The sequence below is a fragment of the Pseudomonas poae RE*1-1-14 genome, from assembly GCF_000336465.1.
GTDB lineage: Bacteria > Pseudomonadota > Gammaproteobacteria > Pseudomonadales > Pseudomonadaceae > Aquipseudomonas > Aquipseudomonas poae.
Genome location: NC_020209.1, coordinates 399,657 through 424,855 on the forward strand (window position 1 = coordinate 399,657; position 25,199 = coordinate 424,855).

The window sequence follows — 25,199 nt, forward strand, 5'->3', positions numbered from 1 at the left end:
ACGCTCAACAGTGATCAAATTACGTTGTGCGTAACTGGATTACGATAAAAACAACTTCCTTGCAGAGGACGATCCATGCACCTGGACTACCTGTCGGGCTTCGGCAATCAATTCACCAGCGAAGCCTTGCCCGGCGCCTTGCCCGTCGGCCAGAACTCCCCGCAAAAAGCGCCCTACGGGCTGTACACCGAACTGTTCTCCGGCACCGCTTTTACCGTGGCGCGCAGCGAAGCCCGGCGCACCTGGCTGTACCGCATTCAGCCGTCGGCCAATCACCCCGCGTTCGTCAAACTGGAACGGCAGTTGGCCGGCGGGCCGCTCGGCACGGTGACGCCTAATCGCTTGCGTTGGAACCCGCTGGATATTCCGGATGAGCCGACGGACTTTATCGACGGCCTTGTGGGAATGGTTGCCAACGCCGCGTCGGAGCAACCCTCAGGCATCAGCATCCATACCTACCGTGCCAACCGCTCGATGGAGCGTGTGTTCTTCAACGCCGATGGCGAACTGCTGATCGTTCCCGAGCAGGGCCGCCTGCGCATCGCCACCGAGCTCGGGGTGCTGGAGGTTGCGCCGCTGGAGATCGTCGTGCTGCCGCGCGGGCTCAAATTCCGTATCGAACTGCTCGACGCACAGGCCCGCGGCTACGTTGCCGAAAACCATGGCGCGCCGCTGCGCCTGCCGGACCTGGGCCCGATCGGCAGTAATGGCCTGGCCAACCCGCGCGACTTTTTCAGCCCGGTGGCGCACTACGAAGATCTGAAAAAACCGACAACGCTGGTGCAGAAGTTCCTCGGTGAACTCTGGGCCTGCGAACTCGACCATTCGCCGCTGAACGTGGTGGCCTGGCACGGCAACAACGTGCCGTACAAATATGATCTGCGCCGCTTCAACACCCTGGGCACCGTGAGTTTCGATCACCCCGACCCGTCGATCTTTACCGTCCTGACCTCGCCCACCAGCACTCATGGCCTGGCCAACCTCGACTTCGTGATCTTCCCGCCACGTTGGATGGTGGCCGAAAACACCTTCCGTCCGCCGTGGTTCCACCGCAACCTGATGAACGAATACATGGGCTTGATCCAGGGCGCCTATGACGCCAAGGCTGAAGGCTTCCTGCCCGGCGGCGCATCGCTGCACAGCTGCATGAGCGCCCATGGCCCGGACGGCGAGACCTGCACCAAAGCGATCAATGCCGACCTGGCGCCGCACAAGATCGATAACACCATGGCCTTCATGTTCGAGACCAGCCAAGTGCTGCGGCCCACCCGGTTCGCCCTTGAGTGCGAGCAGTTGCAACCTTCTTACGACGCGTGCTGGGCATCGCTGCCTGCCACCTTCAACCCGAATCGGAGATAACCATGACGCAGCCAACCCTCACCCGTAGCTGGGTCGCCTCCGCCAACGGTCACCCTGATTTCCCGTTGCAAAACCTGCCCCTGGGCGTGTTCAGCATCAACGGTTCTGCCCCGCGCAGTGGCGTGGCGATTGGTGACTGCATTCTCGATCTGCACGCCGCCCTGGATGCTTTCGAAGGCCAGGCCCGCCGCGCGGTCGAGGCCACCGCTGGCGGCCAGTTGAATGCCTTTTTCGAACTCGGCCGTGGCCCGCGTGTGGCGCTGCGTGAGCGCCTGCTGGCGCTGCTGGCCGAAGGCAGCTCGCTGCAGGCGCGTGAAGCCCAGGTGCTGCATCGCGCCGCCGACTGTCAGATGCACGTGCCGGCCAGGATCAACGACTACACCGACTTCTACGTCGGCATCGAACACGCGCAGAACGTCGGCAAACTGTTCCGTCCCGACAGCCCACTGATGCCCAATTACAAGTATGTGCCTATCGGCTATCACGGCCGTGCGTCGACCATTCGCCCGTCGGGCACCGAGGTGCGTCGCCCCAAAGGCCAGACCTTGCCGGCAGGCCACAGCGAACCGGTTTTCGGCCCCTGTGCGCGGCTCGATTACGAACTGGAGCTGGGCATCTGGATCGGCCAGGGCAATGCCATGGGCGACGCGATTGCCATTGGCGATGCGGCCGAGCATATCGGCGGTTTCTGCCTGCTCAACGACTGGTCGGCGCGGGATATTCAGGCCTGGGAGTACCAGCCGCTGGGGCCGTTTTTGTCGAAAAGCTTCATCACCACGATTTCGCCCTGGGTGGTGACGGTGGAAGCGCTGGAGCCATTCCGCAAGGCGCAGCCGCCACGGCCTGAAGGCGACCCACAACCGCTGTCCTACCTGCTGGACACCCGCGATCAAGCCGCCGGGGCGCTGGATATCGAACTCGAAGTGCTGCTGCTCACCCAGGCGATGCGCGAGCAGGATCTGCCGGCGCATCGCCTGGCCCTGAGCAACAGCCTGCACATGTACTGGACCGTGGCGCAGTTGGTGGCACACCACAGTGTCAACGGTTGCCAGTTGCAGGCCGGTGACCTGTTCGGTTCAGGCACCTTGTCCGGGCCCCAGGCAGGGCAGTTCGGCAGCCTGCTGGAGATGACCGAAGGCGGCAAGCAGGTGGTCGAGTTGCCGAATGGTGAGGTGCGCAAATTCCTCGAAGACGGTGATGAAATCATCCTGCGCGCGCGCTGCCGCCGTGACGGGTTTGCGTCCATCGGGTTCGGTGAATGCCGGGGTACTGTGATCGCGGCGCGCTGAGAGGGCAGGGCGATGCAACTTTATACTTACTACCGTTCGACCTCGTCCTACCGGGTGCGTATCGCGTTGGCGCTCAAAGGCCTGACGTTCAATGCGGTGCCGATCAATCTGCTGGTGCCGCCGGGCGGTGCGAACCATCAGCCCGAGTACCTTGCGATCAACCCGCAAGGGCGCGTCCCGGCGTTGCGCACGGATGACGGCGAACTGCTGATTCAGTCACCGGCGATCATCGAGTACCTGGAGGAGCGCTATCCGCAGGTGCCGTTGCTGTCCACGAATCTGGCGACCCGTGCCCACGCGCGTGCGGTGGCGTCGATTATCGGCTGCGATATTCATCCGCTGCATAACTCCAGTACCCAGAACCTGCTGCGGCAGTGGGGGCACGATGAGGCGCAATTGCTGGAATGGATCGGCCATTGGGTCAGCCAGGGATTGGCGGCGGTGGAGCAGTTGATTGGCGATGAAGGGTATTGTCTGGGCGAGCAGCCTGGGCTGGCGGATGTGTTTCTGATTCCGCAGGTATATGCCGCGCAGCGCTTCAAGGTGTCGTTGGAGGCGTATCCGCGAATTCAGCGGGTATCGGCGCTGGCGGCGCAGCATCCGGCGTTTGTCCGGGCACATCCCGGCAGTCAGGCTGACGCGCCTTAGTTTCAAATGCGGGAGGCTTTGTGGCGAGCGGGCTTATTGTGGCGAGCGGGCTTGCCCCGCGTTGGGGGGCGAAGCGGCCCCCAATCCAGCAAACCGCGGTGTACCTGATACGGCTCAGCGCCTGGTTTTGGGGCTGCTGCGCCGCCCAACGCAGGAAAAGCCTGCTCGCCACAGGGAATCTGCGCTTAACTGACTTGCATTAGAGCAAGCCTGCTCGCCACAACAGGCCCTCTTGCCATAGGAATGCAAGTGTTCAGTGCACGACCGAGTTTGGGGGTAGATGACCCAGCCGTTCGGCCAGGCGCAGACGCTGGATCGGGTCTTCGCTGAGCAGCAGCGCATGTTCCAGGTCAAACCGCTCGGCGTTGGGGCAGTCCAGGCGCTGATAGAGGCTGGCCCGCGCCAGGTAGTCGGCGGCGCTGGCGTTGCCCAGTTCCAGTACGCGTTCGGCGTCGACCAGGGCGGCCAGGTAATCATCGTTGGACAGGTGCAACTGCCTCAGGTTACGTGACAGCCTTTGCAGGATCGAGCGCGGCTCGGCGGTGTGCAGGTGTTCGGATTTCAGCGCGAGGTTGGGGCCGTATTGACGTTGCAGCAGCTCGCGGCAGTCGTTGGGGTAGAGGCGTCGACCGCCGCAGGGGTCGAGCAGATGATCGGCCCCCGGCACGCGCAGCAGGAAGTGGCCAGGGAAATTCACGCCCTGCAGGGGAATCTCCAGACGCCGCGCCAGTTCCAGCGCGATCAGCCCCATGGCCAGTGGCTGCCCGCGCTTGCGTTGCAGTACCTTGTCCAACAGGGCAGCGGCGGGGCGCAGAGGGGTGAAGTCGTCCTGAGCGAAGCCCAAGTCGTTCAGGCGTCGCAGCAGCGGCTGGCCGAGTTCATCCATTGGCAATGTCGGCATGGCCAGGCCGACCTGTTGCTGCAGCAAGGCGAGATCACGCAGGATGGCTGACGGCTGCACGGCCGCGTCATGCTCGGCGGCAATCCACAGCGCGGCTTCGAACAGCGCCGGGGGCGAGCGTTGGAGACAGGCGAAAAAGGCTTGGCGGGGAGTCATTGCATTCTCCGGCAGATGCCCCGTTTTAGCCTTGCTGCGAATATACGTCCAGTGTCTTGAAAAATATCCTACGTGCTTATGTCGGAACACCTACGAAATCTGCCTGCTTATTCCAGCACGCTTAAGCGAATTTTTGCCGCGAGCCTATACTTGGCCCACGACCAGACGTGATCCGGGAGCTTGACGATGTTTGCTCTCATGAACAGTACCCGCCTTGAATCGCTGCACCTGAGCACCGACCCGGTGACCGGCCTCAAGGCGATCATCGCTATTCACAACAGCCGCTTCGGCCCCGCCCTGGGTGGCTGTCGCTACCTGGCCTATCCCGATGACGAAAGTGCCGTGGCGGATGCTGCGCGCCTGGCCCAGGGCATGAGCTACAAGGCGGCTCTGGCCGGGCTTCCGGTGGGCGGCGCAACGGCGGTGATCCTGCGGCCTGCCCACGTGGAAAACCGCGCGGGTTTGTTTGAAGCCTTTGGCCGTTGCATCGAGCAACTGGGCGGACGCTACATCACCGCCACCGACAGCGGCACCTCGGTGGCCGACATGGATTGCATCGCCCAGCACACCCGTTTTGTCACCAGCACCAGCGCCGCTGGCGACCCCTCGCCCCACGCGGCCATGGGTGTGTTCGCCGGTATTCGCACCACGGCCATGGCTCGCCTGGGCAGTGACAACCTTGAAGGCTTGCGCGTGGCGATCCAGGGCCTGGGCAATGTGGGTTACGCGCTGGCCGAACAACTGCACGCCGCCGGCGCCGAACTGCTGGTCAGCGACATCGACCACGGCAAGGTGCAACTGGCCATGGAGCAGCTCGGCGCGCACCCCATCGCCAACGACGCCTTGCTTAGCACCCCCTGCGACATCCTCGCGCCCTGCGGCGTCGGTGCCGTGCTCAATCGCCAGAGCGTCGCCCAACTGCGCTGCGCCGCCGTGGCCGGTTCAGCCAGCGCACAATTGACCAACCTGCAGATCGCCGACCAACTGGAAGGGCGCGGCATCCTCTACGCACCGGACTACGTGATCAACTCCGGGGGCCTGATCTACGTGGCCCTCAAGCACAGTGGCGCGCAATTGCCGACCATTACCGCGCACCTGTCCAATATCGGCACGCGCCTGACCGAAATTTTCGCCCATGCCCAGGCCGAAAAACGCTCACCCGCACGGGTGGCCGACGAACTGGCCGAACGTCTGCTCTACCGCTGACCGGGCATTAAAAAGGCCCTGAATCAATGATTCAGGGCCTGTTCAATTCGGGCTTTATTCCGCCGCTGCGTTCAGCAGCTCGGACAACGCGTCCGGCTGGCTCTTGAACGCCTTGGCAAACACATCGCGATTTTTCGCCATGTAGATGCCGGCTTCCTCCACTTGCTGCTCGCTCAGGGACGGCACGGCTTTTTGCAACACTTCTGCCAGCAACTCAGCGAGTTCAAGCATTTTGTCATGACGGTCAGCTTCGGCTTTATCCATGATTTTCTTCCATGGAAACTGCCTAGATACCTCCAGATTGGGTGTGAGTGAATCTGTGAGGGTTGAGCTCTGAGCAGCGGTGCGATAGTTTAAGCATGTGGCCAGCGAAGCCTGATTTCCCACAGCTACTGACTTCGTGTTACTGCGTTTCGCGTGACACGACATGGCTGTGCAAACGACCCAAATGTCGGGAGCACAGCCATGCATTGCACTGAAAAAAGTTGTCGCCCTATAGCAGGCAATAAGCCAAGCTCAATTTTTGACGAGTCACCATTCTCTCATAGCAGGAAAGAGTGGCTGCCGAATGGGCATCCGATAAATATATTGGATGTGAAAAGCATCATATTAAATATGTGGTGCTGCTCGGCGCTCAACCTGTTCTCATATCTATGGCCTGTCGGCTGTTGCCTTACAAAAAATGACTTAACTGCCGGTTGCCTATCCGAGGGTGGGAAGGGAGCAGAGCTATGTTGAAAAGTGGCCTGGTTTATAAGCTGTGCTCATTTGTTGTTGAGGACTCTGTTCAGCATATTGTCATGCATCGATTAAATTTAACTATTCCAATTAGCGCCTCTATTTACATCGCTCGATTATCCCAGAAATATCGTACTAGGGGCGGTACGTTTGGGCTAAAGGCGCGTCATATTACGTTTTTGTATAGCTGGGCAGACGCTCACCGCTATGATTTAGAGCACGCTTTGTTTAGCGCTTCAGGAGTTGATGACTTTTGTGTTCAACAATTTTGCGAGTGGTTAGGTCAAAGACGACATAAGGGTAAATGTTTGGATGCGGAATATCTTAATCAGATTATAGATAATTGTAGAGATTTAATTATCTACTTTATTAGGCGGTGTTCTATGGCTAGTGCACTTGATAAGAGTATTGAAATATCCGCTCATTTAGATGTCTGGAGAGAATATCGCCAGCATGAAGAAAGTGATAGAGATTTTGATGATCTTTCGGATAAAGAATATGAAAAGGTGGAAAGCGCGCTTCGTGGTGTGAAGGAGTTTGGATATATGACTTCATTGGAGCTGCGAAATTATATTCTCTGGCGTTTAGCTTGGGAGTTTGGACTGCGTATTGGGGAAATTCTGGCTTTACGTTTAGAAGACATCTGTGAAGAGGGTGGATTTAAGTATCTCGCTATAGTGCGAATAAATCATCGAACTGAACTAGATCCACGAGCGCCAAACCAACCGAGAGTAAAAACAAAATCTCGTGAATTGGGTTACATAAACGCTAATAGCGACTTGCCAGAAATCTTGGATATATACCTGAGTCAACACCGGCGAGCATGGCGGCTTGTAAAAAATGAAAAGATTTTGACTCAATTTTTACCCCGTAATTACGTGTTTATTGCTCATGATTCTACCGCCAATGCACTCTCTTTGTCCGGTGCTCAAAAGGTAGCGGAGAATATTTCGAAGAAGTCTGGTGTCCATCTACGCTGGCATCGTAATCGTCACTCTTTTTTTAATCGGGCGTATGAAGACGCACTTAATAGCAAGCTTCCAAAAGAAAATATTCGAGATTTAGTGTATTTCGGAGGTTGGGCCAGCGAGCGCTCTTTGGAACTATATATAAAGCGTGTTACCAGGGAAAGGGCAAAACAAGGTCTTCAGGCTCTGAATCTTGAGAAGGTGGTGTAATGGCCAATTGCGTTCATTTTTTTTGCAAGATTAATAACGTATTACCTGTAAAGATATCTGTATCAGGAGACGTGTGGTTTTGTACTTGGAGAAAAGGTTGTCAAATCGATTTCTCAAGCTATTCTTTACCAAGCTCGATTATCGATGCAGCAAAAGCATCGCTTCGCTATAGATTGCGAAGTACTGGTCCTGGTTCGATAGATGCTGTTAAGTTTTTATTGAGAGATTTGTCTATTTGTTGGCAAGAATCTTGGGTGGATTTTGGTTCTCTCACATTATTCATGGTGACAGAAATATGGAACTCTGCAGTGGCAGAGAGCAATAGGGAATTCAGAAAGGAGCTTGTTCGATTCTATAAATATTGCGAAAATAATTCTTTGTGCGGTGCGGAAACAGCGATTTACAAAAGGATGAGAGGCTGGAGGTGCACTAGCGGTCGTAAAAATTATAGAGATCTTTTGGCATGGCATCCTCGGTATGGCGCCATGATCTCAGGTGAATTCGAGCTTGTGCGGTTAGCAGTTTCTTCTGCCGCTTCCGAAGAAAGCCAAAATGATCATTACATCAGGATTTTGCTATGGATCTGCATTGAAACGCTAAAGCGGCCAGGCCAAATTCTTGAGATGACCGCCGATGCGTTGACGACAGTATTTACTTCAGACGGCAGTAGTTCCTATTTTCTGACTATTCCCAAAGCAAAGCGTCAACTAGGTCGGCCACCAGAAAAATGGCCGATTACTTGTGATCTTGCAGCCGAACTCGAGAGGTTTTGCAATAGACCTAGCGTTCACGCAGACCAAATTTCCTGTAACCGTCTTCTAGTTTGTATTCATGCCAATCCTAGAAGACCTAACTATAATCTATCTGGTTTCATTAATCGCTGGGTCGAACAGCGAAATATCATTAGCTCTCGTACCGGTGATTTTATCCATTTAAGTCCTAGGCGGATAAGGCATTCAGGCGCTACGGCACTTGCACTAAGAGGCATGCCTGCTCCGCAAATCCAGTACATTTTGGAACACGACAGTCCTGAGTCGTGTTACGTCTATATAGATGCAATCGGTTCTGAGTTATGTCCTCTAGTTGAAAAGGTTGACAGGAAACTAGGTGGGATTTTTTCTGGATTGCTTGAAGCTTACTTTCTTGGGCGAATTGGGACGAAACAAGGTACGCCGATATTGATACCGGCCTCGGAGACTCCTGCGGTTGTAGGTGGTTGCAACTCTAATAATGGGTGCAGTAAGCATCCTTTTTTTAGTTGTTATAATGGTTGTAGATATTTCATCGCATGGAGAGGGGCTGATCATAAAAAAGCGCTAGATTATGTTCAAAGTGAACTAGATGTATGGCGTTCGGCTGAGGGAAGGTATGATCGGAGTAAGTCAATAAAGGACTTTGAACGTGTTTATACAGCGATCACCCAAGTTATTCAGGAAATAAAAAAAGGGGAAGGGTGTGAGTGATATAGTTCTGGTTAAAAAATTTATCTCATCTGTTGAGTATGGTGACTCACTTGAGGTTATGTTTGATTCGCTCCGTTATACTCTTCCCACAGGGCAAGATATGCTTGAAGACCATTGGGAGCTTATTTTGTGGAGCTCCAGGCCTGGAAATGCTATCACAAAATCTCTAAATTTTTTAGATTATAAAAATGAGGATTTAAAGTTTTTAGTTAAGCTTTGCATTTTGGATAAGCGTCAGCGAGGTGCGATTTCCTTAGAGGCTATAATGTCCTATTATTATGCGCTTCTAAGTTTGGATTATATGTTGGCCGGTCGTAAAGTTTCAAGTATGGATTCTGATGACTTTAGTCGTGTGGAACAATTTTGGAAAGAGACTCGGAAAGATGGTTACACTACTTATTATAGGGTTCTTCAATCATTTGCAAATTGGTACTCCAGTAATTTTGACCCATCTATTTCATATGTGGCGCCGGATCCAAGACGAGCCTCGTATGGACGCGAAGGCACTGATGAGGGGCGAAAAGCTAAGAAAATTTCGGATGAGGTTGTAGCATCAATTTTTTCCTTGGCAGGCGAGGAAGATCTTGCACTAAAAGACAAATTTCATTTGAACGCTTTTGTGTTGGAAGTAGTTCTTCAGGGGCGTATCAATGAATTGGCTACTTTGCCAGTAGACTGCCTTAATAAAGATATGTGCGCGCTCAGGGTTTTTTCAGAGAAGAGTGGATTGCTAGATTTTAGGATATTTCCACGAGTGTTACTTCCGGTTGTAGAGCGATCCTTAACGTTTCTTAAGTCGACGACTGAAGAGGGTCGGGAAATAGTGAAGAGGCTACGGCAGGACAAATCCTTGGACTGGAGTAGAATTGTAAAGGAACCCTCGGCTTTGCGCTATCATGTGAAGAAAGCTGTCTCACAATGGGTGATTGAAAATAACTTGCTTGACCCTAGTTCAGTTTGGTGTCAGAGCCAGAAAAAATTCATAGATCCTAAATATTTTTTGATATGTAATCGGTACTCAAAAGTCCGCGCAGCCGAACAGTGTGGTTTGAGTTACAAAAGCTTTTTGGAACTGTATGATAAGCAAGTAGCCTTAACACAGGGTAAGGTGTTGCTAATTAACCAGAGCGAGCGCTTTTTTTGTGACCCGTTCAACTTATCCCATTGCCGGAAAGTCAGAATTAATCCAAAAGCTCTCTCGCTTAAGGCTCTTGAGAGAAAGTTAGAATATTCTTTGTATGGTTACAAAGAGGTTGTTCGTGAAATTTTAGATGAAGGGCTGAGGGCTCAGCTGCTGGGACAAAAAATTCCCTTGCCGGAGTTTGATAGTTACTTTGAAAATGAGTTTTCAAAGATGATTTTACCTGTGGTCGCTATCGATGGTGTGACGATTTTGGAGCCGGAACATGCCCTGTTTATTGTTCCTAGGTCGCTCTTGAGTACTGAGGTTACTCGGTTAAACGATTACTCACTAATTACTCATGGGATGTTCAGAGAGTGGTTAAACACATCCATGACAGGGGAGTTTTCACTTTTCTCAATCCGAGGAATTATTGATCCCAAGACAGGGCTAACTCCTAACTTTAAGTGGCATGATGTTCGTCATTGGATGCAGACTATCTACCTAAAAGGAGGGTTGACAGATATTCAGGCCAGTATGCTTGCCGGGAGGAGGTTAGCGAGACATGCAGCTGTCTATGACCAAATTTTGGCTAAGGATAGGTCTATCGGACTGGCGCAAATGCGTGAGGATATACGTGAAGGGAAAGTGTTTGGTGTAGTTCCCGATACATTTAAAAAAATACGCTTGAGTAGTGAGAGTGCAGCTGAAGAATATCTAAGTGCTTCAACTCAAACCGTGAGTTGGATGCCTCACAGAAGTTGCTCTTTAAATATTGTACTAACTCCATGTCAGAATCATCTGTCATGTTTTGTAGATGGCAAGACTGGTAAATGTTGCTCGAAACTCGTGATTCATATCGAGGATCGTCAGGCCGAACAGCAATTAGAGAAAATTGTTGAGAATGCAAAGTTTATGATTTCCCATATAAAAAATTTGGGTGGCGAGCACTCTCCTCAGTTCGGACACTTTGAAAAAATTCTGTTCAATGTAAACGATGTCCAGCAGGCCGTTTATGCGAATAAATTCGGAGGGTTCGATGAGAACTGATTTTGATCACGAACAATCAAGAGCTCATGGTCGCAAGCAGAATAGAGGAAAGAAACTAGAGGATAAGCTTCGTACGCTTCTTGCCGATTGGTGTAGAGAAATCAAAGGGAGTGGCCGTAAATGGGTGTATACACAAGCGGCATTTGCGAAATATGCCGGCGTTTCCAGAGAGACGATTCGCAGCAAACAGCTTCACTTGGATGGGCTGATTGCTGAATTAGATAGTTCCCGTCGTTTATCAAACGGCTCAGTGGGGCTGAAACAAGCCGTTGCCAGTATCAGTAATTTAAAAAATGAAAATGCTGATTTAAAAGCTCAAATATATTCGCTGCAGATTCAGCATGTACGAATGTTTGAAAAGCTTTATAAGAAAGCTCGAAATCTTTCGGTTCTGGTAGAAGGCGATTTGCCTTTTGCATCGATCGGTCACTGTCCATTGTGCGGAGGTACTAATCGCAATCAGTAGAATTCACCCGTGATCTGAACTTGGAGTTCCCCGCAATGGAAGAATCCACTGGAGTGATTGCTTGCTCGGTACCCGGGTGGTCCGTGTATAACTTGAAGCCCTGAATGAAGATGCTTTGTATGCGATCCATAAACCCCACCTATTCGTGCGTTCTTTGACACCATTGATCACGAGTGGATGATGTGTTTCCTGCAACACCGAATTGCGGATAGCAGACCCGAAGGCCTGCCACGCTGCTCATAGGCCATATCCAGCGCTTTGGTCACCAGTGCGGCGTCCGGCTTTCTGACAGTGCTCAGCCCACTATGCGCCGAGTGCACAGATCCAGGGGCCCCTGACTATCAAACAATCTTAAGAAGCGTGTTCGCTTCGGTACCGGTGCATTTGTTGGCGGGTGAGCACTCAGTCGGAGGTTGGGATGTTCCTGGCTGGGCAAATAAGGGAGCGACGAGTCTCACCATCATGCCAGACGTTGGACACCTAATGATGTTGCAACATCCCGCTGCGTTTGGTCGGTTGGTTGCGGGCGTATTAGCCTGAGTTAGAATTGATACACGCAAAAGCGTCTGCCGAAGGCACCATGCCTAAGCTAGGCCCCGTCCACTGATACGGCAGCAGTTGTCCGGTCTCACTTGCTTGCTGCGTCGGCAGCCGCTTGAGAACATCCTTTAAATAGGCATACGGATCATGCCCATTCAGTCGCGCCGACTGGATCAAACTCATGATCGATGCGGCCCGTTTGCCGCTGCGCAACGACCCTGCAAAGAGCCAGTTCTTGCGCCCAAGAGCCCACGGTCGGATCTGGTTCTCTGTCCAGTTGTTGTCAATGGGTTCACCGAGCGCACCGCGCGATCCGCATGTTCCTGCTGAAGCAGATGTTCCAACAGCCATTTCGATGAAGCCGTCGACGCTGTTCCTTGAGATACCAGTTCTTCCCAAGCACTGGCCATGCCGTGCAGGCGCAGTTCTTTGAGTTCAGTCATCAAGTCACGCATTGCGATTCTCCTCATCGGTCATACGGAGCCGGTCGTAGCGCGCCGTATTGGCAACAGGCGCGACCTTGAGTTGCAGGCTGGTTTCTACACAGGGAGGTGGTGCGGTGGAGGTCAGGCGGGCAAGGACGTTGAGGATGTGATCTGCGCTCAGACTTCCCGATTCAAGTACCAGCTCCACCGCCACCAGCACAGGTTCGAGACCCGCAATTGGCACAGCAGCCAGTACCTGCATCATGATTCGATCACCGTTGGTATGACGCCTCAGTACTCCTTTGAGAAGCCGTAACGGTTTTGGCCGATGAGCAAATGGCGCGCCATTGCGCAGTGCACCATGCTTGCGTTCGATGAGTGGAATACTTCTAATCATCATTGATACAGGCTGATTAACCAACAGATAAAAGGGTAGGTCTGCCCCAAATGATTGCTTGCGCCACTATCACATTTTGCCCATTGAAGGTGACTGCAGGGCTACCATAAAGCTGGTAACCCATCTGCAATGCAGCACTCACACGGTGGCAGAAAGCTGCATCGTCAGGGCCAGTGAGAATACGATAAATTGGCAGATCGTCCGGTGGTACGGTCACATGCGAACTCCTCTGGTTCTGGTTCAAGATTGCTCATGTAGGACACAGGTTATCGGCTTGCGTATCCTGAGTTCTGAACTGGATTACACCACTACGTGTAAGACTGGCATTTGGAAGGAAATGTACCCATCCTCAACGCGGACTTTACAAGGTGGGTTGCCCAGACTCTTACAGAGAAAAGACTCTTTCATGTCTTATACCGGCACGCCATCCAAAGTTGGATTGGTATCAGCTGTTTTGATTAAAGTGTCTAGGCGAAGTATCAAGGCAAAGTATAACTCTGTTACTACGGAGCGAATACAAGATAAGAGCTAACCCTGATAGACAAGCACAAATAATGACAAATCTGCTGTTAATCAATTGCGAAAGAGCCCCCCCCAATAGGGCAGCAGGCGGCATGATCCCCCAGGTGATGAAGCGAAAGCTTGCATTGATCCTACCAAGGAGGAATTCAGGGCTAACCAACTGCCGGAGGCTGATAATATTGACCACGCCAATTGATGAACCCCAACCTGCGCAAAACAAGAATACGCCGATTAATAGCTGATCTTGGTCGGTCGATTTCATCACGGTGCAAATGGCTAAAGTAAAAAGGCCATAGATCATACCGCCCAACATTATGCTGCCTCCATGTCCCAGCCTTTCGCTGGCCCTGCCGGCGCAGAGCGCTCCGATCAATCCACCAAATCCTTGCAGTCCCAGGATCAGGCCTACTTGCGTGGGGGTAAAGCCCAGCGTTCGGGTGAGATACACCATGATTTGCGGGGTCGCGGCGCAGGCAAAGATATTCCACACTGCACCAATAATTACCAACCGACGCAACTGCGGTGAGTGGAATAAAGCATGTATACCTTGTTTGATTTTGCTGAGGCTTGACTGGGAAGTCCCCTTAGGAGGCGCCGGGTTATTCTTCGGTACCGTCAGGATCATGCCAGTGCCTATCAGAAACAATATGCTGTTCAATAACAGAGCTCCCGGAGTTCCGGCAATTTTTAATAGTAGCCCGCCGGCTGCAGGCCCTATTAACTCTGCCCCTCCTGCGATGGCCGCCAGGGCACCGTTGCCCTTCGAAACCAACTGGCCGGGAACCAACGCAGGTATATAAGTCCAGTAAGCCACCTCAAAATATACATTGGCGATGCCGACGATAAAAACCATTGCCGCCAGAGTCATCACTGATAATGCATCGGACCAAACGATAACCATTATTATTAACAGTAAAGTGAAACGCAGAAAGTTGGCGTAAAACAGAATCAATCGGCGTTCCCACTTATCTGCGGACACACCGGCGATAAGACTGAAAATAATAAATGGCAATCGTTCGCTGGCTGCGAGAATACCAATCTCAAGCGGCGTCGCGTTAAGAAAAGTTATACCGATGAGTGGGATTATGATAATGACGATCGCGGTGCCGAGTTGAGTGGCGATATCCCCCAGACAGAACCGTACGAATGCCGGATGATGAAAAACCGAACCCGCTGTCGTCATATGATCGCCTCCTTAACTCGCCGGGCCATACGCTAAATCCTAAGCAAAGTATTTTGCCGTTTCCAAACCAATCAACGCATCAATTTCGTTAAGGAAACGATGTCCCTTTTTAGAAACTTCATCTGGGGTTTTCGCCAGAATAATGACATGTCCCATGATGCTGAAATTCCCCTCGTAGCGTCCGATCTCTCTGCCTGCATAGATGTTCAGCGTATTGTGCGGGATCTCGTAGCGAGCCAGAAGTTCATCAAGCTGGTCTGGTCGGAAGGAAGAACAGACAGTGCCTCCATATCTGGCGGCCACAGCGAGAGTGATTCCTGCATCTGTAAACTCGTCGTCGTTTACATTCACTGGTTCCCCAAGATGGAGGCGTATCAAATATTCAAAAGGATCGTGACCCGTCTGGATCTGATACATGATCGGAGATACGCTTCCCATCATCCGGGCATTGATTTCCACCAAGATAGGGCCGCTTTCGGTCAACAGCAACTCAACGTGATACAAGCCAATCTGAATGTTAAGGGCGTTGAATACTGCTTGCAGATAGGTTTTCATCTCCTCACGTGTCTGCTTCGCTAAACCTGAGGGCATTACCGCCGCCAGTTCTAGCAAGTCATAATAATGTGCACGATAACGAGTGGTGGTGGCGTAAAACATGACCTTGCCGTTGCGCACGATGACCTCGGCAGAATGCAGCGTGCCGTTGATGTACTCTTCGACAATATACTCATGCGACACCACGCTATCAATCAGGGCGCTGTTGGCTCGATCGATTTTCAGATTATGGACATAACTATCGAAATCGCTCCGGGTACGGCAAATGGCGGAAAATTGTTTGGCGAAGCCGCGAATGGGTTTTACCACAAATGGCAGCTCAATTTTTTTGGGTCCTTGTAACAATTCTTCTTCACTAAGTACTTCAAAATCCGGTGATTTGATACGGTTGTTCTTCAGCGTGTTACGCAAACGGTTCTTAAATATTGCATTGCCTAGATCATGCGGACTGGGATAGGGCGTTCCCCATTTTTCAGCCGCATAGGCGGCCGCCATGATGCCGGTTTCCGCCGAACTGATAACCGTGTCGAACGGGTTCTTTTTCATCAAAGCATTGAGGACGGGAAAAATATGCTCGTTTTCCAAGGTGTCGACCTCGATGTAACGATCGACATGCTCCAACTGGCTAGTCAGTTTAGCAGGGTCTTTTGACATTATACTGACGAAGCTGGAAGACTTAGTCGGATGAATAAAGGTGACTTCATGACCAAGCCGTCGAGCGCTGCGAAAGGCGTTCAAACCGGTCGGTGTGCTGTCGATAAAGATAACGTGAGCCATCAGTATTTCTCCTTGGGCATGAAAAGATCTAATTGGGTAAACCGCAGATAAGAAGGTTGATAAAAAACAGTACGGTCAGTCCTGTGACGCAGACGGCGGAGTTGGGCATGCGAATCGGGATGCAAGTTATTTGCAAAATTGAACTGATAGCTGCGATAAGCAGCACCAGACTACTGGGTAAATGGCCTGCCATATTTAACAACAATATATTGGTAATTACAAAAGCGGCGTAAGGGGTTTGCAGACCATAAGCGCTCTCATCTCCCGACCCTGTCTGCAAAGTAAAATGCGACAGGCGCACGCAGCCAAATAGAACGATGGAGGCCGCAATAAGCCCGGCCAGAACCGGCGTAGAGTCAAATTGCTGAAATAACAATATGCCAGTAAGCACATTGAAGTTCAGCATGTCTGCCAGTGTATCAAACTGTTTGCCAAATGCGCGTTTTTCCTGATGGTGTGCATAAAAACGGCGGGCCAGATATCCATCAAGGTGATCTAGCATGATAGCGATAAACACTAATAGAATTGCGAAGCCCGGACGTTTGGCCAAAACCAGCATCAGCGCGAGGGATCCCACCAGGACATTGATGGCGGTGACAAAGTTTGCGCCGTCAATGTATTTATTGGGCATAAACCAGTAATGATTTTTTAACATGCTGGTAATTCCTAATTTTTAGTGACTGTGGTGTGTTGGCAATTAGCCATTCGCTCAAGCGCTGTATAGAATGTCGCTTCATCGCAACACAGGACGATCCTAATATGGTCCGCGCAATCCTCTCCGTAAATTATTCCGGGTACCGTGGCTACGCGTGCAACCTGCAATAAGTAATCTGCAACGCTTTCACCCACAGTGGCAAAGCGTTGTTGTTGCGCCAAGGGCAAGCGTTGATAGAGCCCTCGGACGCAGGGAAACAAAAACATTCCACCCATCGGTGAGCGTGGCCAGTTGAACCCTAGCGCCGACGTTAAATGCTGTTTGGCCAGATAAATACGTGAGTGAAGCATCACTTGCTGCTCCGCCAGCCACTCGTCAATCTTCGCATCTTGAAGTATGCGCAAGGCAATTTGTTCGTATTGACGATTAACGCCAAGCACCAGATAGTCGTGGGTTTTGCAGGCAGCGCTAATAAATTGCGCACTACCGACCAACCAGCCAATACGCAAGCCAGGAATGCCGAATTTCTTGGAGAAACTGTTAGCTAGAACCGTCCTGCTCGCCTGGGGATCAAAGGCTCGCGCAGGATAATGAGGACGGTCAAATACCATGCTGTCATAGACTTCATCGTGAATAACCCAGGCGCCGCTGCGTTCTGCACAATACATCAGCTGCTGCCATTCATCGGCGGACAATACGTAGCCCGATGGATTTTCCGGTGAATTGACAATTACCGCTTTTGCACCACCGAGGTGGGTTCGAAAAGCCGGATTATTATCGATCAGTTTAATGAATTCCTCATCGTGGATCGGGCGCGAAAAACGTTTAGGTTGGCGTCCGAGCGTTAGCAAAGCCCGTTCATACAGCATATAGGACGGATCGGTGATTGCCACCGTGTCCCCGGCATTGGAGCAACACAGGATTGCCAATGCGACGGCTTCAACACCACCGTGGGTGATCAATACTTCGGTCTCGGCATTAACTTTAAGGTTGTAACGACGTAAATACCAGTCAGCGACTGCCTGACGCAGCGCCAGCGAGCCCAACGAGTGACCATAACGTTTAGCTGAGGAAAGAAACGCTTCTTGAGAAAGATCAGTTCGGGCGATCTCTGCCAGCAAATGCGCCGGTGGACCAAAAGCCGGCTCTCCGATGCTCATATTCATGATGTCCGGCTTTTCACGCGCGGCTTGCGAGATAGCTTTTGAGGCGTAAACACTGATGCTGGACAACGTACTGTTCAGATGTGCCTGTTTTACCTCTCTCAATTTTTCATGTTTTTTCATGAGGCTAAAATCTCCTCGGCCAGAGGGGACGCACGTTGCAGATCGCTTGGGTTGTCCACTTCAATCCAAGGGCGACCGTCAGCGTCCACATACTCTGTGGTAAACCGGGAGAACGCCTGTTCAAAAATTCTGTAAAGCTGCATTTCTCCTTTAAATGTCAAGACACTTAGCGCGTCGACAACAAACTTACGTGCCGCTTCGCCCAATTTGACGAAGCAGATGAATTCACCGATGGCACCATCACCGGGTTGACTTTCTGCTGTGCCGTGCTCAATAAACAACAGATGTTTCACTTTGCCATCGGGCGCAATAACGAGCGTATCAATACTGGGATTTTTACTTTCAGAGTCTACCGCAATGCAAATCTCGGCGGGGCTGTTTTTTACCTGCTTGAGCAACGAGGGTGGTATTAGCAAGTCGCCTTCATAGTAAATAACCGGTCCAGAATTTTGACTTAGAGCCAACCAGGCGCTCCAGTCCAGATTCCGCGATCTGAACTCCGGATTGTACGAAATAGTAAAATGAGTGCCAGCCAATGACTCAAATAGAATCTGCGCTACTTGAGTGGCACCGTGGCCTAGAACAAATGTTTTAGACTCGATGCCTGCGCGTTCAAAAGACTCAAGTTGATAATCCAGTATTCGCCGTTTTTCAAGCATCAAACAGGTCTTATGCTGGGATGTGGTCAGTGGCAATAGCCTGCTGCTTGAACCTGCCATTAAACATACAAGACGCATTTCAATCTCCTTTTAAATAACGGTAGAGCAGCGCTCCGGAGCTACTCAGCGCGTTCCAGTCCCGTTGACCAGCTTGCGCCTTGGGCATGGTTTACTACGACCGCCTCTCCGTGATAAGCCTCATCACGCGAAAAGGTGCCAGCGTAGTGGCCATTGATAATGATCGGGCCAATGCATAACATTCTTGGATTGTCCTGTTTATCCGGCAGGGTGTAGGTCCAGATGTCGTCCACCATTTCTTGCAAGACAAAAGAACCTCCTTCTGCAAGCAGCCGCTTCAACTGCTCACACCATTGCAGAGCCGACATTTGTCTGCCAAACATTACCTGGTGCCCGCACAGTCCCAACCCCGGTTTTAAAACAAGGTTTCTCTGTTCGCTTATCGCTTTAGACACATTGGCCTGTGTCAACATAAAGGTATGAGGAATGTGGGCATCGATGAGCGCGCGTTCCTGCTCAGTGAATAGGTGGGCATAATCGGGGTCGGTGAGAAAGGACAGGTTTGCTTTGTTGTCGTAAACTGCGCAGCTGGCTGGGACGCTGAACAGGTCTATTTGTCCCTGGTTTTCCGCCGCGACCAAGTCTGCAATGAACGTGTTTTCGAGGTTGTACTGTAACTGCTCGGCGTATACGAAATCAGTGAAAATGATGTCGATTTTTACGCCAAAAGCATATACGCCTGCTTGAGTGAAATGGACGTCCGCCGGTTTGCCGGTCAATAGGCGAAAGCCGCCTTCTCGAGCTATCTTGCCAAAGTCAGGCCAGCCGAAGTTGTCCTCCGCGACCTCATCCGGATCGTCTAGCAATTCCAACATTACCGGGGGGCGGTCGTCCGTCAGTGGTGTGCGGTAGTGGTGCAATGTTTCGGCCCATAGACTACCCATATCCGGCGCATAGAGTTTAATTCCCGCAGCCTGGAGCTGACCACTAAGCGGATTCTCCTTTAAAGTGCTGACATAACGATTGCAGATGCCCAGGCCACCCAGTGAAGGGGTCACGTTCATTTCAACTATTTTGAAGCCTTCGTTCGTTAGCAATGCGTCCGGCCTGGCAAATATCCGCGCACGCTCTAACATATGGGGTTTGCAAAAGCTCAGGATGTCTTTACGTTGCTTATGCGTCAGGCATTGCGAGGCCAGAAAAGACGAATAGTCCCCGCCGAATAGGCGCTCCGGGAGGCTGAAAACAATAGACAGTAGCCGTGCGGCGTCAGTACCTATGTTTGTCAGGTGGCCGGGAGGGAAAACCGCTGGCGGGAATGATGCGCGCCAGTCGCCTGGGTGTACCTTAAGCAGTGATTGTGAAAAAAAATCTGCGTTCTCGGCGCCCCCCTGCGTTGAGTAAAAATTCATAACCTGCTGATCAAGCATGTTTTTAGGCATCTTTACCTCCCATATGAAAGACGAGCAATTGCCTGATGAAAAACCTGCTCGCTGGCACAGTTGGTCAATCGTAAATAGTGTCGGCTTTCGGTGCCGTAAATGATCCCCGGTACTGTTGCAATATGCCGTACCTCCAGAAGATATTCCGCAACTGCACTGCCAGCATCAGACGAGAAACCACGCCATTGGGCTGGCAATGCACGATAGAGTTCGGATACGTCAGGGAACAGGAACATGCCTCCCATCGGGCGCCTGGGCCAGCGCATGCCCTGCTTCTCGCCCAATAATGAGAGAGCGTAATGGTTGCGTGCGGCCAGCATGTCCTGCTGCTGTTGCATCCAGGCGTCCACCTCAGGGGTACTTAGTAGCCGTTCGGCAATAGGCTCATTAAGAATACTTACGCCAAGACACAAGCTTTCGTGGACCCTGCTAGCGGCTTCAATTACATTGGGCGGGCCAATCAGCCAGCCTATGCGCAAGCCGGGAACGCCGAATTTTTTGGAGCAACTATTAATCAGAACGCTGCGTTCGCGCAGGGCGGGAATACACCACGCATTAATGTGTCGGCGAGTGAATGCCAAGGTGTCGTAGACTTCATCATGAATGACCCAGCGATCACCGTCGTGACACTCAGTAGAGAGCGCTTGCCAGTCCGCATCACTCATCACGTAACCAGTGGGGTTCTCCGGGGAGTTAATCAGTATCGCTCTAGCCGAGGCATGGGTATTCTCCGCCAGCGCAGCGACATATTCGTCTTCGCCTTCAGGACGGCACAGTGGCAGGCTTTTACGGTTCAATAATTGAATGGCGCGTTGATAGAGGCTATAGGCCGGTGCCGCCACTAGGACGCTGTCTTTCGGATTGGTCAGTGTCTGCAGTGCCAGGTTGAGTGCTTCAATCCCCCCATGGGTCACCATTACTTCTCTTTCGGGATCGATATCAATAGCGTAGCGGCGTCTATACCACGCGGCTATCGCGCAGCGCAGCGACAGCGAGCCGCATGAGTGTTCATAGCGCTTAACCGCATCCAGGAACCGCTCCCTATTTAGATCCTCTTTACATATCAGGTCAATCAACGCAGCGGGTGGACCGAAATCGGGCTCCCCCATGCTGAGATTCAGGATCGCAGGGTTCGCTTTCGCTCGCAGAGCAATTGTCTTTGATGACAGGGGGTTCAGGTGTTCCAAATACGCATTAATGGATGGCATTGTATCCCTCTTATTTCTGATCCATTGAACGAGGATTTAATGCGATAAGGTCGCGCGCCAGCAGAATCAGACGATCGTAATTCAGTATTAGCGTAGTCAGGGTTACAGCCACCAGCATTCCGATCTGCCATTGCCCGCTGACAAGAGACTGCATCACGAAAGCCAGCATGGGTATCAACGAATTCATAAAGGTAAACACGGTGACACCGACCCACTGTAGGCATGTCTGTGACAAAAAAGAAGGCAAAATCATATTGGCCATGATAAGTATCAACAAGTTGTGCAGGGTTTCCGGGGCTACCCATAACGAGCCGAACTCGTTATTGGCACACAGGTAGGCGGCGCTGAAGGCCAACAACACATAACAGCGTAGAGATACGACTGAGACAGGCCCGAGCCCGCTCTGCAGACTAAAACGCAATGAGCTGACGTAATAGAGGTACATCATGGTTCCCGCGATAATTGAGGTGTACAGCACCGTTAAAGAGAATGCAGAGAGCGCATGAATACAAAGGATTGCCGTCGCGATGAACAGCGACTTCAGCCAGCGTTTTTCCCGAATGCAGCTGCACATTGCCGAGGAAAGGAAAAATACGCCGATGAAAAAATCTGCTGAGGCATGGGTCACGCTGTAGTAGGAAAAAATCCAGTTCAACACAAAGGTGACGGAAAGAGTAAGCCACATACGCCAATGGCGGCGTATCGCGCTGTGGTTAAGCCGCAGGCGGCGGAACTCCCACAGGTTAAACACTACGCATGCTGCCAGAGCCATATAGAAAAGGCTGATTTGGATTGGTATACCTCGGCCGACATGGCTTAAAAATACCTGTGAGGCCGAGGTGAGGGCGATATACAGCAAGGTCAATAATTGCCCGCGCGCAAGCGTCGAGCGTTTCTCAAAAGACGGGCCGCCAGGGGATACAGGCATGTCAAGCCGCCTCCGATGAGCACAGTGCCGAGTACAACGGCTGGGATTGGCAACCTAAACGCGCTTTGATCCGGGCATTGGTCCTTCCCGTTTCAACCCGACGGATACCTTGCGTGAATGCATATTGCACACTGGCCGCGATCATGACGGTATAAGGGCTGAAACTGGTAAGTCGATAGTCAACGCCGCCGGCCCATAGGTGCAGACATTGCGGATCGTTCAGACAGATGACGGCTGCCACCAATTGGCCTTCGTGTTCAACTTGAACCACGGTCACCAGGTCGCCGCACGTCTCCAGGAAATTTATAAATGTTGCTATCGGATAATAATGAGGTGTGCCGTTTCGTGAGCTAGTGGCATTGCATAGCTTGACCGCAGCGGCAAGATCGGCATCCGGGCCTGAAAGTACGCGGTAACTTCCGCGATCATTATCAAATTTTCGCAACTGACGCTTCATTTCTTGGCGGCCATCGCGTGGAAGAGCTGTTAGATAATCATCGAACCGTTCGAACGGCATCAAATCAATAAAAAAGCGCTCATGCATGAAATTACAACGGTAACCCGCCAGCTCCGCGGCTATTAATGATGGACCGGCGCTGAGGTTGAGCAAGCCACATCCTGGAATTCCCTGTCGGCTGGCCAGCGCTACAAGTTCGGTCATCAAGCAATGCACCGCGTCTTCTGAACCTGGGCGATGCAGGATTTGAGTGTCGTAGCAATGCGCTATGTGTCCCAGTAGTCCGCCGATGGGTGGGCAAAAATGAACCCCGGTACTCTTCGACAAGGTACCGAAGGGATCGGGTTGCGATTGCTGATAGACGACTAACAAAGCATGAAGGCGCTCTCCTTGCCATGCTCCCAAGTAATAAGTGGCTAAAATCGGCAGCAGAGGGTGAATTTCGGCTGCCTTCAGCAGGGCAGGGTGATAAAAAGCCGGCTGCTTGCACGCGACCCACAGGTCGGCATAGGCTTGGGCGTCGAGTTGTGCAAATTGTTGATTGCAAGACAGGTGGTAACTCATAGCATAAGCCTTAGCTAAAAAATTTTAGGAGGGGCGGGGTCGCGCTCTGGGAGGTAAACTCAGCGAATGCCGCCAGCAAATCATCGATGTCCTGGATACTGAGCTCTCCCATAATCCCAATGCGGAATGAATTTACCGCCCAGTGTTTGGTTGGATAAATCACCAACCCTCGCTGAAATAAGAACTCGTTAAGTTTGTCAATTTCGCATTGCGTTCCGGGATTGGGCGCCAGCGTGACAATCAAGGGCGCGCAGAACTTCAGCTCTATCATCGGGCTGAAACCCAAACGCTCCATACCGCTAAGCAGGTGCGCCATACGTTGGGTATACAAATGGTGACGCGCATGCCTTCCCCCCTGTTGGTGGTACTCGTCAATGGCTTGTTTGAGCGCAAGCATGATCTGCAGTGGCGGCGTGAAAAGCCATTGCCCATGGCTATCCAGCGCTTTGGCATGCGCCTTGATATCCAGGCTGAGCGTGCGTGGGGGGACGTAGGTTGCAAGCACGTCCTTTCGCGCTAATACAAACGCGAGGCCAGGCAGCCCATGCAGGCACTTGTTTGCCGAAAGCGCGACGGCGCAAAGTGAGGGAGCGCTATAGTCCAACGGGAGTACACCAAAAGTGCTGATAGCATCAATCAGTAACTGGCAGCCATACGCGTTAGCTAGTTGTGTCAGCCCGTCAATATCATTGATCACGCCTAACGCTGTCTCAAAATGCACGGCAGCGATATGGGTTACCAAAGGTGTTTGTTTGATGGCTCGTTCTATTAGCCCTAGGTCAAAGCCCTGATGTGGCGGCAACTTCAATACTGAATGCGAGATAGAATGGATGTGACAGATATCCAGCATGCGTGCGCTATAAACGCCATTTTCGATTATCAGCAAATGGTCATCTGCAGAAAGCAGCGAGCAAAGCATTGCTTCGACTGCAAAAGTGCCACTGCCGGATAACGGCACAGCGCTCCAACTCTCGTCGCATTCCGCGATATGTACTATTTCCTCACGCAATTGCGCGCTCAAATGAATAGCGGTAGGGCTTCGCGACCCTAAATCTCTTCCCGCTGCCTCGCGCACCTGCATCGAGGTATTCAGCGGGCCTGGAGTGAATAAGCGAAACTCCTTTGAGTGCATGATTGTTACCCTTCAGTGGGATTGTGGCACTGATTCGGCTCGTATTGCCGCGCACTATGAAATGTTGGCGTGGAGACGTGAAAGATGGGATTGTCCGGTGTAGCCCATTTGGTATTGTAGTAATGCTGATAAAAGTCGCCCTCGCTAGACAGATTGAACGTAAAGAATAGAATGCGCCGGGTAGAGGAGGAGCGGTTTTCGCTGGAACGGTGGGGAACATAGGAGTCGAATAGAATCACGTCGCCCGGAGCAGCATCGATTCTCTGCCAGCTCATGCCTTCACAGAGGAGATCGTCGATATCCCCATTGCGCGTACCTCCCTGGTAGCAAGGTAACTGGGGCAAAATGCCCCTTGGAGTATTCACCAATTGGCTGCCTTCTGGCGTCATGTCCCAGTGAGTGGCGACTTCCAGCGCCCCATTTTCTTTCACTGCGGCGTCTAGCAGCACAGCTGCGGTCACTTGGTAATTCGTGCCGAAATGACGATAGGCCGTAATATCCTGATGGGGTGTGAACGCGCCACCACCAGGGTGTTTAAAGTTACATTTATCTTTGAACAGATTGACGGAGTGACCCAGATGCTGCTCTATCAATTGCGCCAGACAGGGAACTAGCTCTTGCGCATAATAAAGCGAGCTACCCGCGAGGTACTCGAGACGGCACAGTTGTTCGGCGTTGCTGGCTTCGGTGACCACCACTAGACCTCGCATGATATCGGGTTGGTCTGATAGGGCGCGTTGGGTAATCTCAGCCAATGCGGACTCAATACGGCTCAGATTGAGATTGGCCCGCGTTTTATCCAGATGGACAAAGCCCTGCTGTTGAAACTGGGTACGTGAGGCGTTCATCACAGTCTCCTTCTGCGTTGACGGTCACC

General features: G+C 51.9%; 22 protein-coding genes and 4 pseudogenes. 8 read left to right on the forward strand and 18 right to left on the reverse strand.

Annotated features, from left to right (window positions below; translation table 11 throughout):
* The first annotated feature begins 75 nt into the window (after positions 1–75).
* Genes hmgA through maiA form a run of 3 tightly spaced genes read left to right on the forward strand, consistent with a single transcriptional unit; the run spans position 76 to position 3,296 of the window.
* The gene (hmgA, locus tag H045_RS01850; protein ID WP_015371238.1) at positions 76–1,359 is read left to right on the forward strand and encodes a homogentisate 1,2-dioxygenase; all 1,284 of its coding nucleotides are present in this window, start codon (positions 76–78) and stop codon (positions 1,357–1,359) included.
* Between the two features lie 2 nt (positions 1,360–1,361).
* The gene (gene fahA / locus H045_RS01855; RefSeq protein WP_003234185.1) at positions 1,362–2,648 is read left to right on the forward strand and encodes a fumarylacetoacetase; all 1,287 of its coding nucleotides are present in this window, start codon (positions 1,362–1,364) and stop codon (positions 2,646–2,648) included.
* Between the two features lie 12 nt (positions 2,649–2,660).
* The gene (gene maiA, locus H045_RS01860; RefSeq protein ID WP_003234183.1) at positions 2,661–3,296 is read left to right on the forward strand and encodes a maleylacetoacetate isomerase; all 636 of its coding nucleotides are present in this window, start codon (positions 2,661–2,663) and stop codon (positions 3,294–3,296) included.
* A 253-nt stretch (positions 3,297–3,549) separates the two neighbouring features.
* Here the strand turns inward: maiA and H045_RS01865 are convergent, their stop codons facing one another.
* The gene (locus H045_RS01865; protein WP_015371239.1) at positions 3,550–4,353 is read right to left on the reverse strand and encodes a SirB1 family protein; all 804 of its coding nucleotides are present in this window, start codon (positions 4,351–4,353) and stop codon (positions 3,550–3,552) included.
* Positions 4,354–4,539: 186 nt separating this feature from the next.
* On the opposite strand from H045_RS01865, the gene H045_RS01870 reads away from it, so the two are divergent.
* Complete coding sequence (locus tag H045_RS01870; RefSeq protein ID WP_003234179.1) at positions 4,540–5,559, forward strand: Glu/Leu/Phe/Val dehydrogenase family protein; 1,020 nt, start codon at positions 4,540–4,542, stop codon at positions 5,557–5,559.
* Positions 5,560–5,613: 54 nt separating this feature from the next.
* Here H045_RS01870 and H045_RS01875 read toward each other — a convergent pair whose 3' ends face one another.
* A complete protein-coding gene (locus H045_RS01875) occupies positions 5,614–5,823 on the reverse strand; it encodes a YebG family protein (protein WP_015371240.1) in 210 nt (69 codons plus the stop codon).
* Between the two features lie 467 nt (positions 5,824–6,290).
* Between H045_RS01875 and H045_RS24225 the strand changes: the two genes are divergently transcribed.
* Genes H045_RS24225 through H045_RS24975 form a run of 4 tightly spaced genes read left to right on the forward strand, consistent with a single transcriptional unit; the run spans position 6,291 to position 11,574 of the window.
* Positions 6,291–7,475 carry a site-specific integrase gene (locus H045_RS24225; protein WP_081602864.1) on the forward strand — a complete coding sequence of 395 codons (1,185 nt, stop codon included), beginning with the start codon at positions 6,291–6,293 and terminating at the stop codon, positions 7,473–7,475.
* On the forward strand, positions 7,475–8,938 hold the full coding sequence (locus tag H045_RS24230; protein ID WP_081602865.1) for a tyrosine-type recombinase/integrase: 1,464 nt from the start codon (positions 7,475–7,477) through the stop codon (positions 8,936–8,938). The genes H045_RS24225 and H045_RS24230 overlap by 1 nt, the downstream gene beginning before the upstream one ends.
* Positions 8,931–11,108 carry a hypothetical protein gene (locus H045_RS24970; RefSeq protein WP_157225349.1) on the forward strand — a complete coding sequence of 726 codons (2,178 nt, stop codon included), beginning with the start codon at positions 8,931–8,933 and terminating at the stop codon, positions 11,106–11,108. Before H045_RS24230 ends, H045_RS24970 begins: the two co-directional genes overlap by 8 nt.
* Complete coding sequence (locus H045_RS24975; protein ID WP_157225350.1) at positions 11,098–11,574, forward strand: hypothetical protein; 477 nt, start codon at positions 11,098–11,100, stop codon at positions 11,572–11,574. The genes H045_RS24970 and H045_RS24975 overlap by 11 nt, the downstream gene beginning before the upstream one ends.
* A 209-nt stretch (positions 11,575–11,783) precedes the next feature.
* Here the strand turns inward: H045_RS24975 and H045_RS24980 are convergent.
* From H045_RS24980 to H045_RS01945, 16 genes and pseudogenes are all read right to left on the reverse strand, one after another.
* A pseudogene (locus tag H045_RS24980) lies at positions 11,784–11,902 on the reverse strand (IS3 family transposase); the annotation flags it as partial.
* Between the two features lie 203 nt (positions 11,903–12,105).
* Positions 12,106–12,405, reverse strand: a pseudogene (locus H045_RS24240) (transposase domain-containing protein); the annotation flags it as partial.
* Positions 12,405–12,569: pseudogene (locus H045_RS24245) on the reverse strand (ATP-binding protein); the annotation flags it as partial. The pseudogenes H045_RS24245 and H045_RS24240, both read right to left, overlap by 1 nt.
* Positions 12,562–12,924 (reverse strand): annotated as a pseudogene (locus tag H045_RS24250) (IS21 family transposase); the annotation flags it as partial. The pseudogenes H045_RS24250 and H045_RS24245, both read right to left, overlap by 8 nt.
* Before the next feature lie 28 nt (positions 12,925–12,952).
* Positions 12,953–13,153 (reverse strand): DUF1737 domain-containing protein, encoded by a 201-nt coding sequence (locus tag H045_RS24255; RefSeq protein ID WP_015371244.1) that lies wholly within the window; start codon positions 13,151–13,153, stop codon positions 12,953–12,955.
* Between the two features lie 228 nt (positions 13,154–13,381).
* Positions 13,382–14,641 (reverse strand): MFS transporter, encoded by a 1,260-nt coding sequence (locus H045_RS01895; protein WP_015371245.1) that lies wholly within the window; start codon positions 14,639–14,641, stop codon positions 13,382–13,384.
* A gap of 39 nt (positions 14,642–14,680) precedes the next feature.
* The gene (locus H045_RS01900; protein WP_015371246.1) at positions 14,681–15,973 is read right to left on the reverse strand and encodes an ATP-grasp domain-containing protein; all 1,293 of its coding nucleotides are present in this window, start codon (positions 15,971–15,973) and stop codon (positions 14,681–14,683) included.
* Between the two features lie 28 nt (positions 15,974–16,001).
* Positions 16,002–16,628, reverse strand: coding sequence for a CDP-alcohol phosphatidyltransferase family protein (locus H045_RS01905; protein WP_015371247.1), 627 nt, complete (start codon positions 16,626–16,628; stop codon positions 16,002–16,004).
* A gap of 11 nt (positions 16,629–16,639) precedes the next feature.
* The gene (locus H045_RS01910; protein ID WP_015371248.1) at positions 16,640–17,914 is read right to left on the reverse strand and encodes a pyridoxal phosphate-dependent aminotransferase; all 1,275 of its coding nucleotides are present in this window, start codon (positions 17,912–17,914) and stop codon (positions 16,640–16,642) included.
* Positions 17,911–18,651 (reverse strand): phosphocholine cytidylyltransferase family protein, encoded by a 741-nt coding sequence (locus H045_RS01915; protein ID WP_015371249.1) that lies wholly within the window; start codon positions 18,649–18,651, stop codon positions 17,911–17,913. The genes H045_RS01910 and H045_RS01915 overlap by 4 nt, the downstream gene beginning before the upstream one ends.
* 41 nt (positions 18,652–18,692) lie before the next feature.
* Positions 18,693–20,033, reverse strand: a complete 1,341-nt coding sequence (locus H045_RS01920; RefSeq protein ID WP_041931418.1) for a hypothetical protein — start codon at positions 20,031–20,033, stop codon at positions 18,693–18,695.
* Positions 20,034–20,035: 2 nt separating this feature from the next.
* A complete protein-coding gene (locus H045_RS01925) occupies positions 20,036–21,241 on the reverse strand; it encodes a pyridoxal phosphate-dependent aminotransferase (protein ID WP_015371251.1) in 1,206 nt (401 codons plus the stop codon).
* Between the two features lie 10 nt (positions 21,242–21,251).
* Complete coding sequence (locus tag H045_RS01930; protein ID WP_015371252.1) at positions 21,252–22,169, reverse strand: hypothetical protein; 918 nt, start codon at positions 22,167–22,169, stop codon at positions 21,252–21,254.
* A gap of 1 nt (position 22,170) precedes the next feature.
* Positions 22,171–23,190 carry a GNAT family N-acetyltransferase gene (locus tag H045_RS01935; protein ID WP_015371253.1) on the reverse strand — a complete coding sequence of 340 codons (1,020 nt, stop codon included), beginning with the start codon at positions 23,188–23,190 and terminating at the stop codon, positions 22,171–22,173.
* Between the two features lie 10 nt (positions 23,191–23,200).
* Positions 23,201–24,322, reverse strand: a complete 1,122-nt coding sequence (locus tag H045_RS01940; RefSeq protein ID WP_015371254.1) for a 2-aminoethylphosphonate--pyruvate transaminase — start codon at positions 24,320–24,322, stop codon at positions 23,201–23,203.
* 5 nt (positions 24,323–24,327) lie between these two features.
* Positions 24,328–25,170, reverse strand: coding sequence for a phytanoyl-CoA dioxygenase family protein (locus tag H045_RS01945; RefSeq protein ID WP_015371255.1), 843 nt, complete (start codon positions 25,168–25,170; stop codon positions 24,328–24,330).
* Positions 25,171–25,199: the final 29 nt, after the last annotated feature.

What these genes read in the sequence shown, in the direction of transcription:
- hmgA (WP_015371238.1), top strand. Translation starts at nt 76, where the DNA reads ATGCACCTGGACTACCTGTCGGGCTTCGGCAATCAATTCACCAGCGAA.
- fahA (WP_003234185.1), top strand. Translation starts at nt 1,362, where the DNA reads ATGACGCAGCCAACCCTCACCCGTAGCTGGGTCGCCTCCGCCAACGGT.
- maiA (WP_003234183.1), top strand. Translation starts at nt 2,661, where the DNA reads ATGCAACTTTATACTTACTACCGTTCGACCTCGTCCTACCGGGTGCGT.
- H045_RS01865 (WP_015371239.1), bottom strand. Translation starts at nt 4,353, where the DNA reads ATGACTCCCCGCCAAGCCTTTTTCGCCTGTCTCCAACGCTCGCCCCCG.
- H045_RS01870 (WP_003234179.1), top strand. Translation starts at nt 4,540, where the DNA reads ATGTTTGCTCTCATGAACAGTACCCGCCTTGAATCGCTGCACCTGAGC.
- H045_RS01875 (WP_015371240.1), bottom strand. Translation starts at nt 5,823, where the DNA reads ATGGATAAAGCCGAAGCTGACCGTCATGACAAAATGCTTGAACTCGCT.
- H045_RS24225 (WP_081602864.1), top strand. Translation starts at nt 6,291, where the DNA reads ATGTTGAAAAGTGGCCTGGTTTATAAGCTGTGCTCATTTGTTGTTGAG.
- H045_RS24230 (WP_081602865.1), top strand. Translation starts at nt 7,475, where the DNA reads ATGGCCAATTGCGTTCATTTTTTTTGCAAGATTAATAACGTATTACCT.
- H045_RS24975 (WP_157225350.1), top strand. Translation starts at nt 11,098, where the DNA reads ATGAGAACTGATTTTGATCACGAACAATCAAGAGCTCATGGTCGCAAG.
- H045_RS01895 (WP_015371245.1), bottom strand. Translation starts at nt 14,641, where the DNA reads ATGACGACAGCGGGTTCGGTTTTTCATCATCCGGCATTCGTACGGTTC.
- H045_RS01900 (WP_015371246.1), bottom strand. Translation starts at nt 15,973, where the DNA reads ATGGCTCACGTTATCTTTATCGACAGCACACCGACCGGTTTGAACGCC.
- H045_RS01905 (WP_015371247.1), bottom strand. Translation starts at nt 16,628, where the DNA reads ATGTTAAAAAATCATTACTGGTTTATGCCCAATAAATACATTGACGGC.
- H045_RS01910 (WP_015371248.1), bottom strand. Translation starts at nt 17,914, where the DNA reads ATGAAAAAACATGAAAAATTGAGAGAGGTAAAACAGGCACATCTGAAC.
- H045_RS01915 (WP_015371249.1), bottom strand. Translation starts at nt 18,651, where the DNA reads ATGCGTCTTGTATGTTTAATGGCAGGTTCAAGCAGCAGGCTATTGCCA.
- H045_RS01920 (WP_041931418.1), bottom strand. Translation starts at nt 20,033, where the DNA reads ATGCCTAAAAACATGCTTGATCAGCAGGTTATGAATTTTTACTCAACG.
- H045_RS01925 (WP_015371251.1), bottom strand. Translation starts at nt 21,241, where the DNA reads ATGCCATCCATTAATGCGTATTTGGAACACCTGAACCCCCTGTCATCA.
- H045_RS01930 (WP_015371252.1), bottom strand. Translation starts at nt 22,169, where the DNA reads ATGCCTGTATCCCCTGGCGGCCCGTCTTTTGAGAAACGCTCGACGCTT.
- H045_RS01935 (WP_015371253.1), bottom strand. Translation starts at nt 23,190, where the DNA reads ATGAGTTACCACCTGTCTTGCAATCAACAATTTGCACAACTCGACGCC.
- H045_RS01940 (WP_015371254.1), bottom strand. Translation starts at nt 24,322, where the DNA reads ATGCACTCAAAGGAGTTTCGCTTATTCACTCCAGGCCCGCTGAATACC.
- H045_RS01945 (WP_015371255.1), bottom strand. Translation starts at nt 25,170, where the DNA reads ATGAACGCCTCACGTACCCAGTTTCAACAGCAGGGCTTTGTCCATCTG.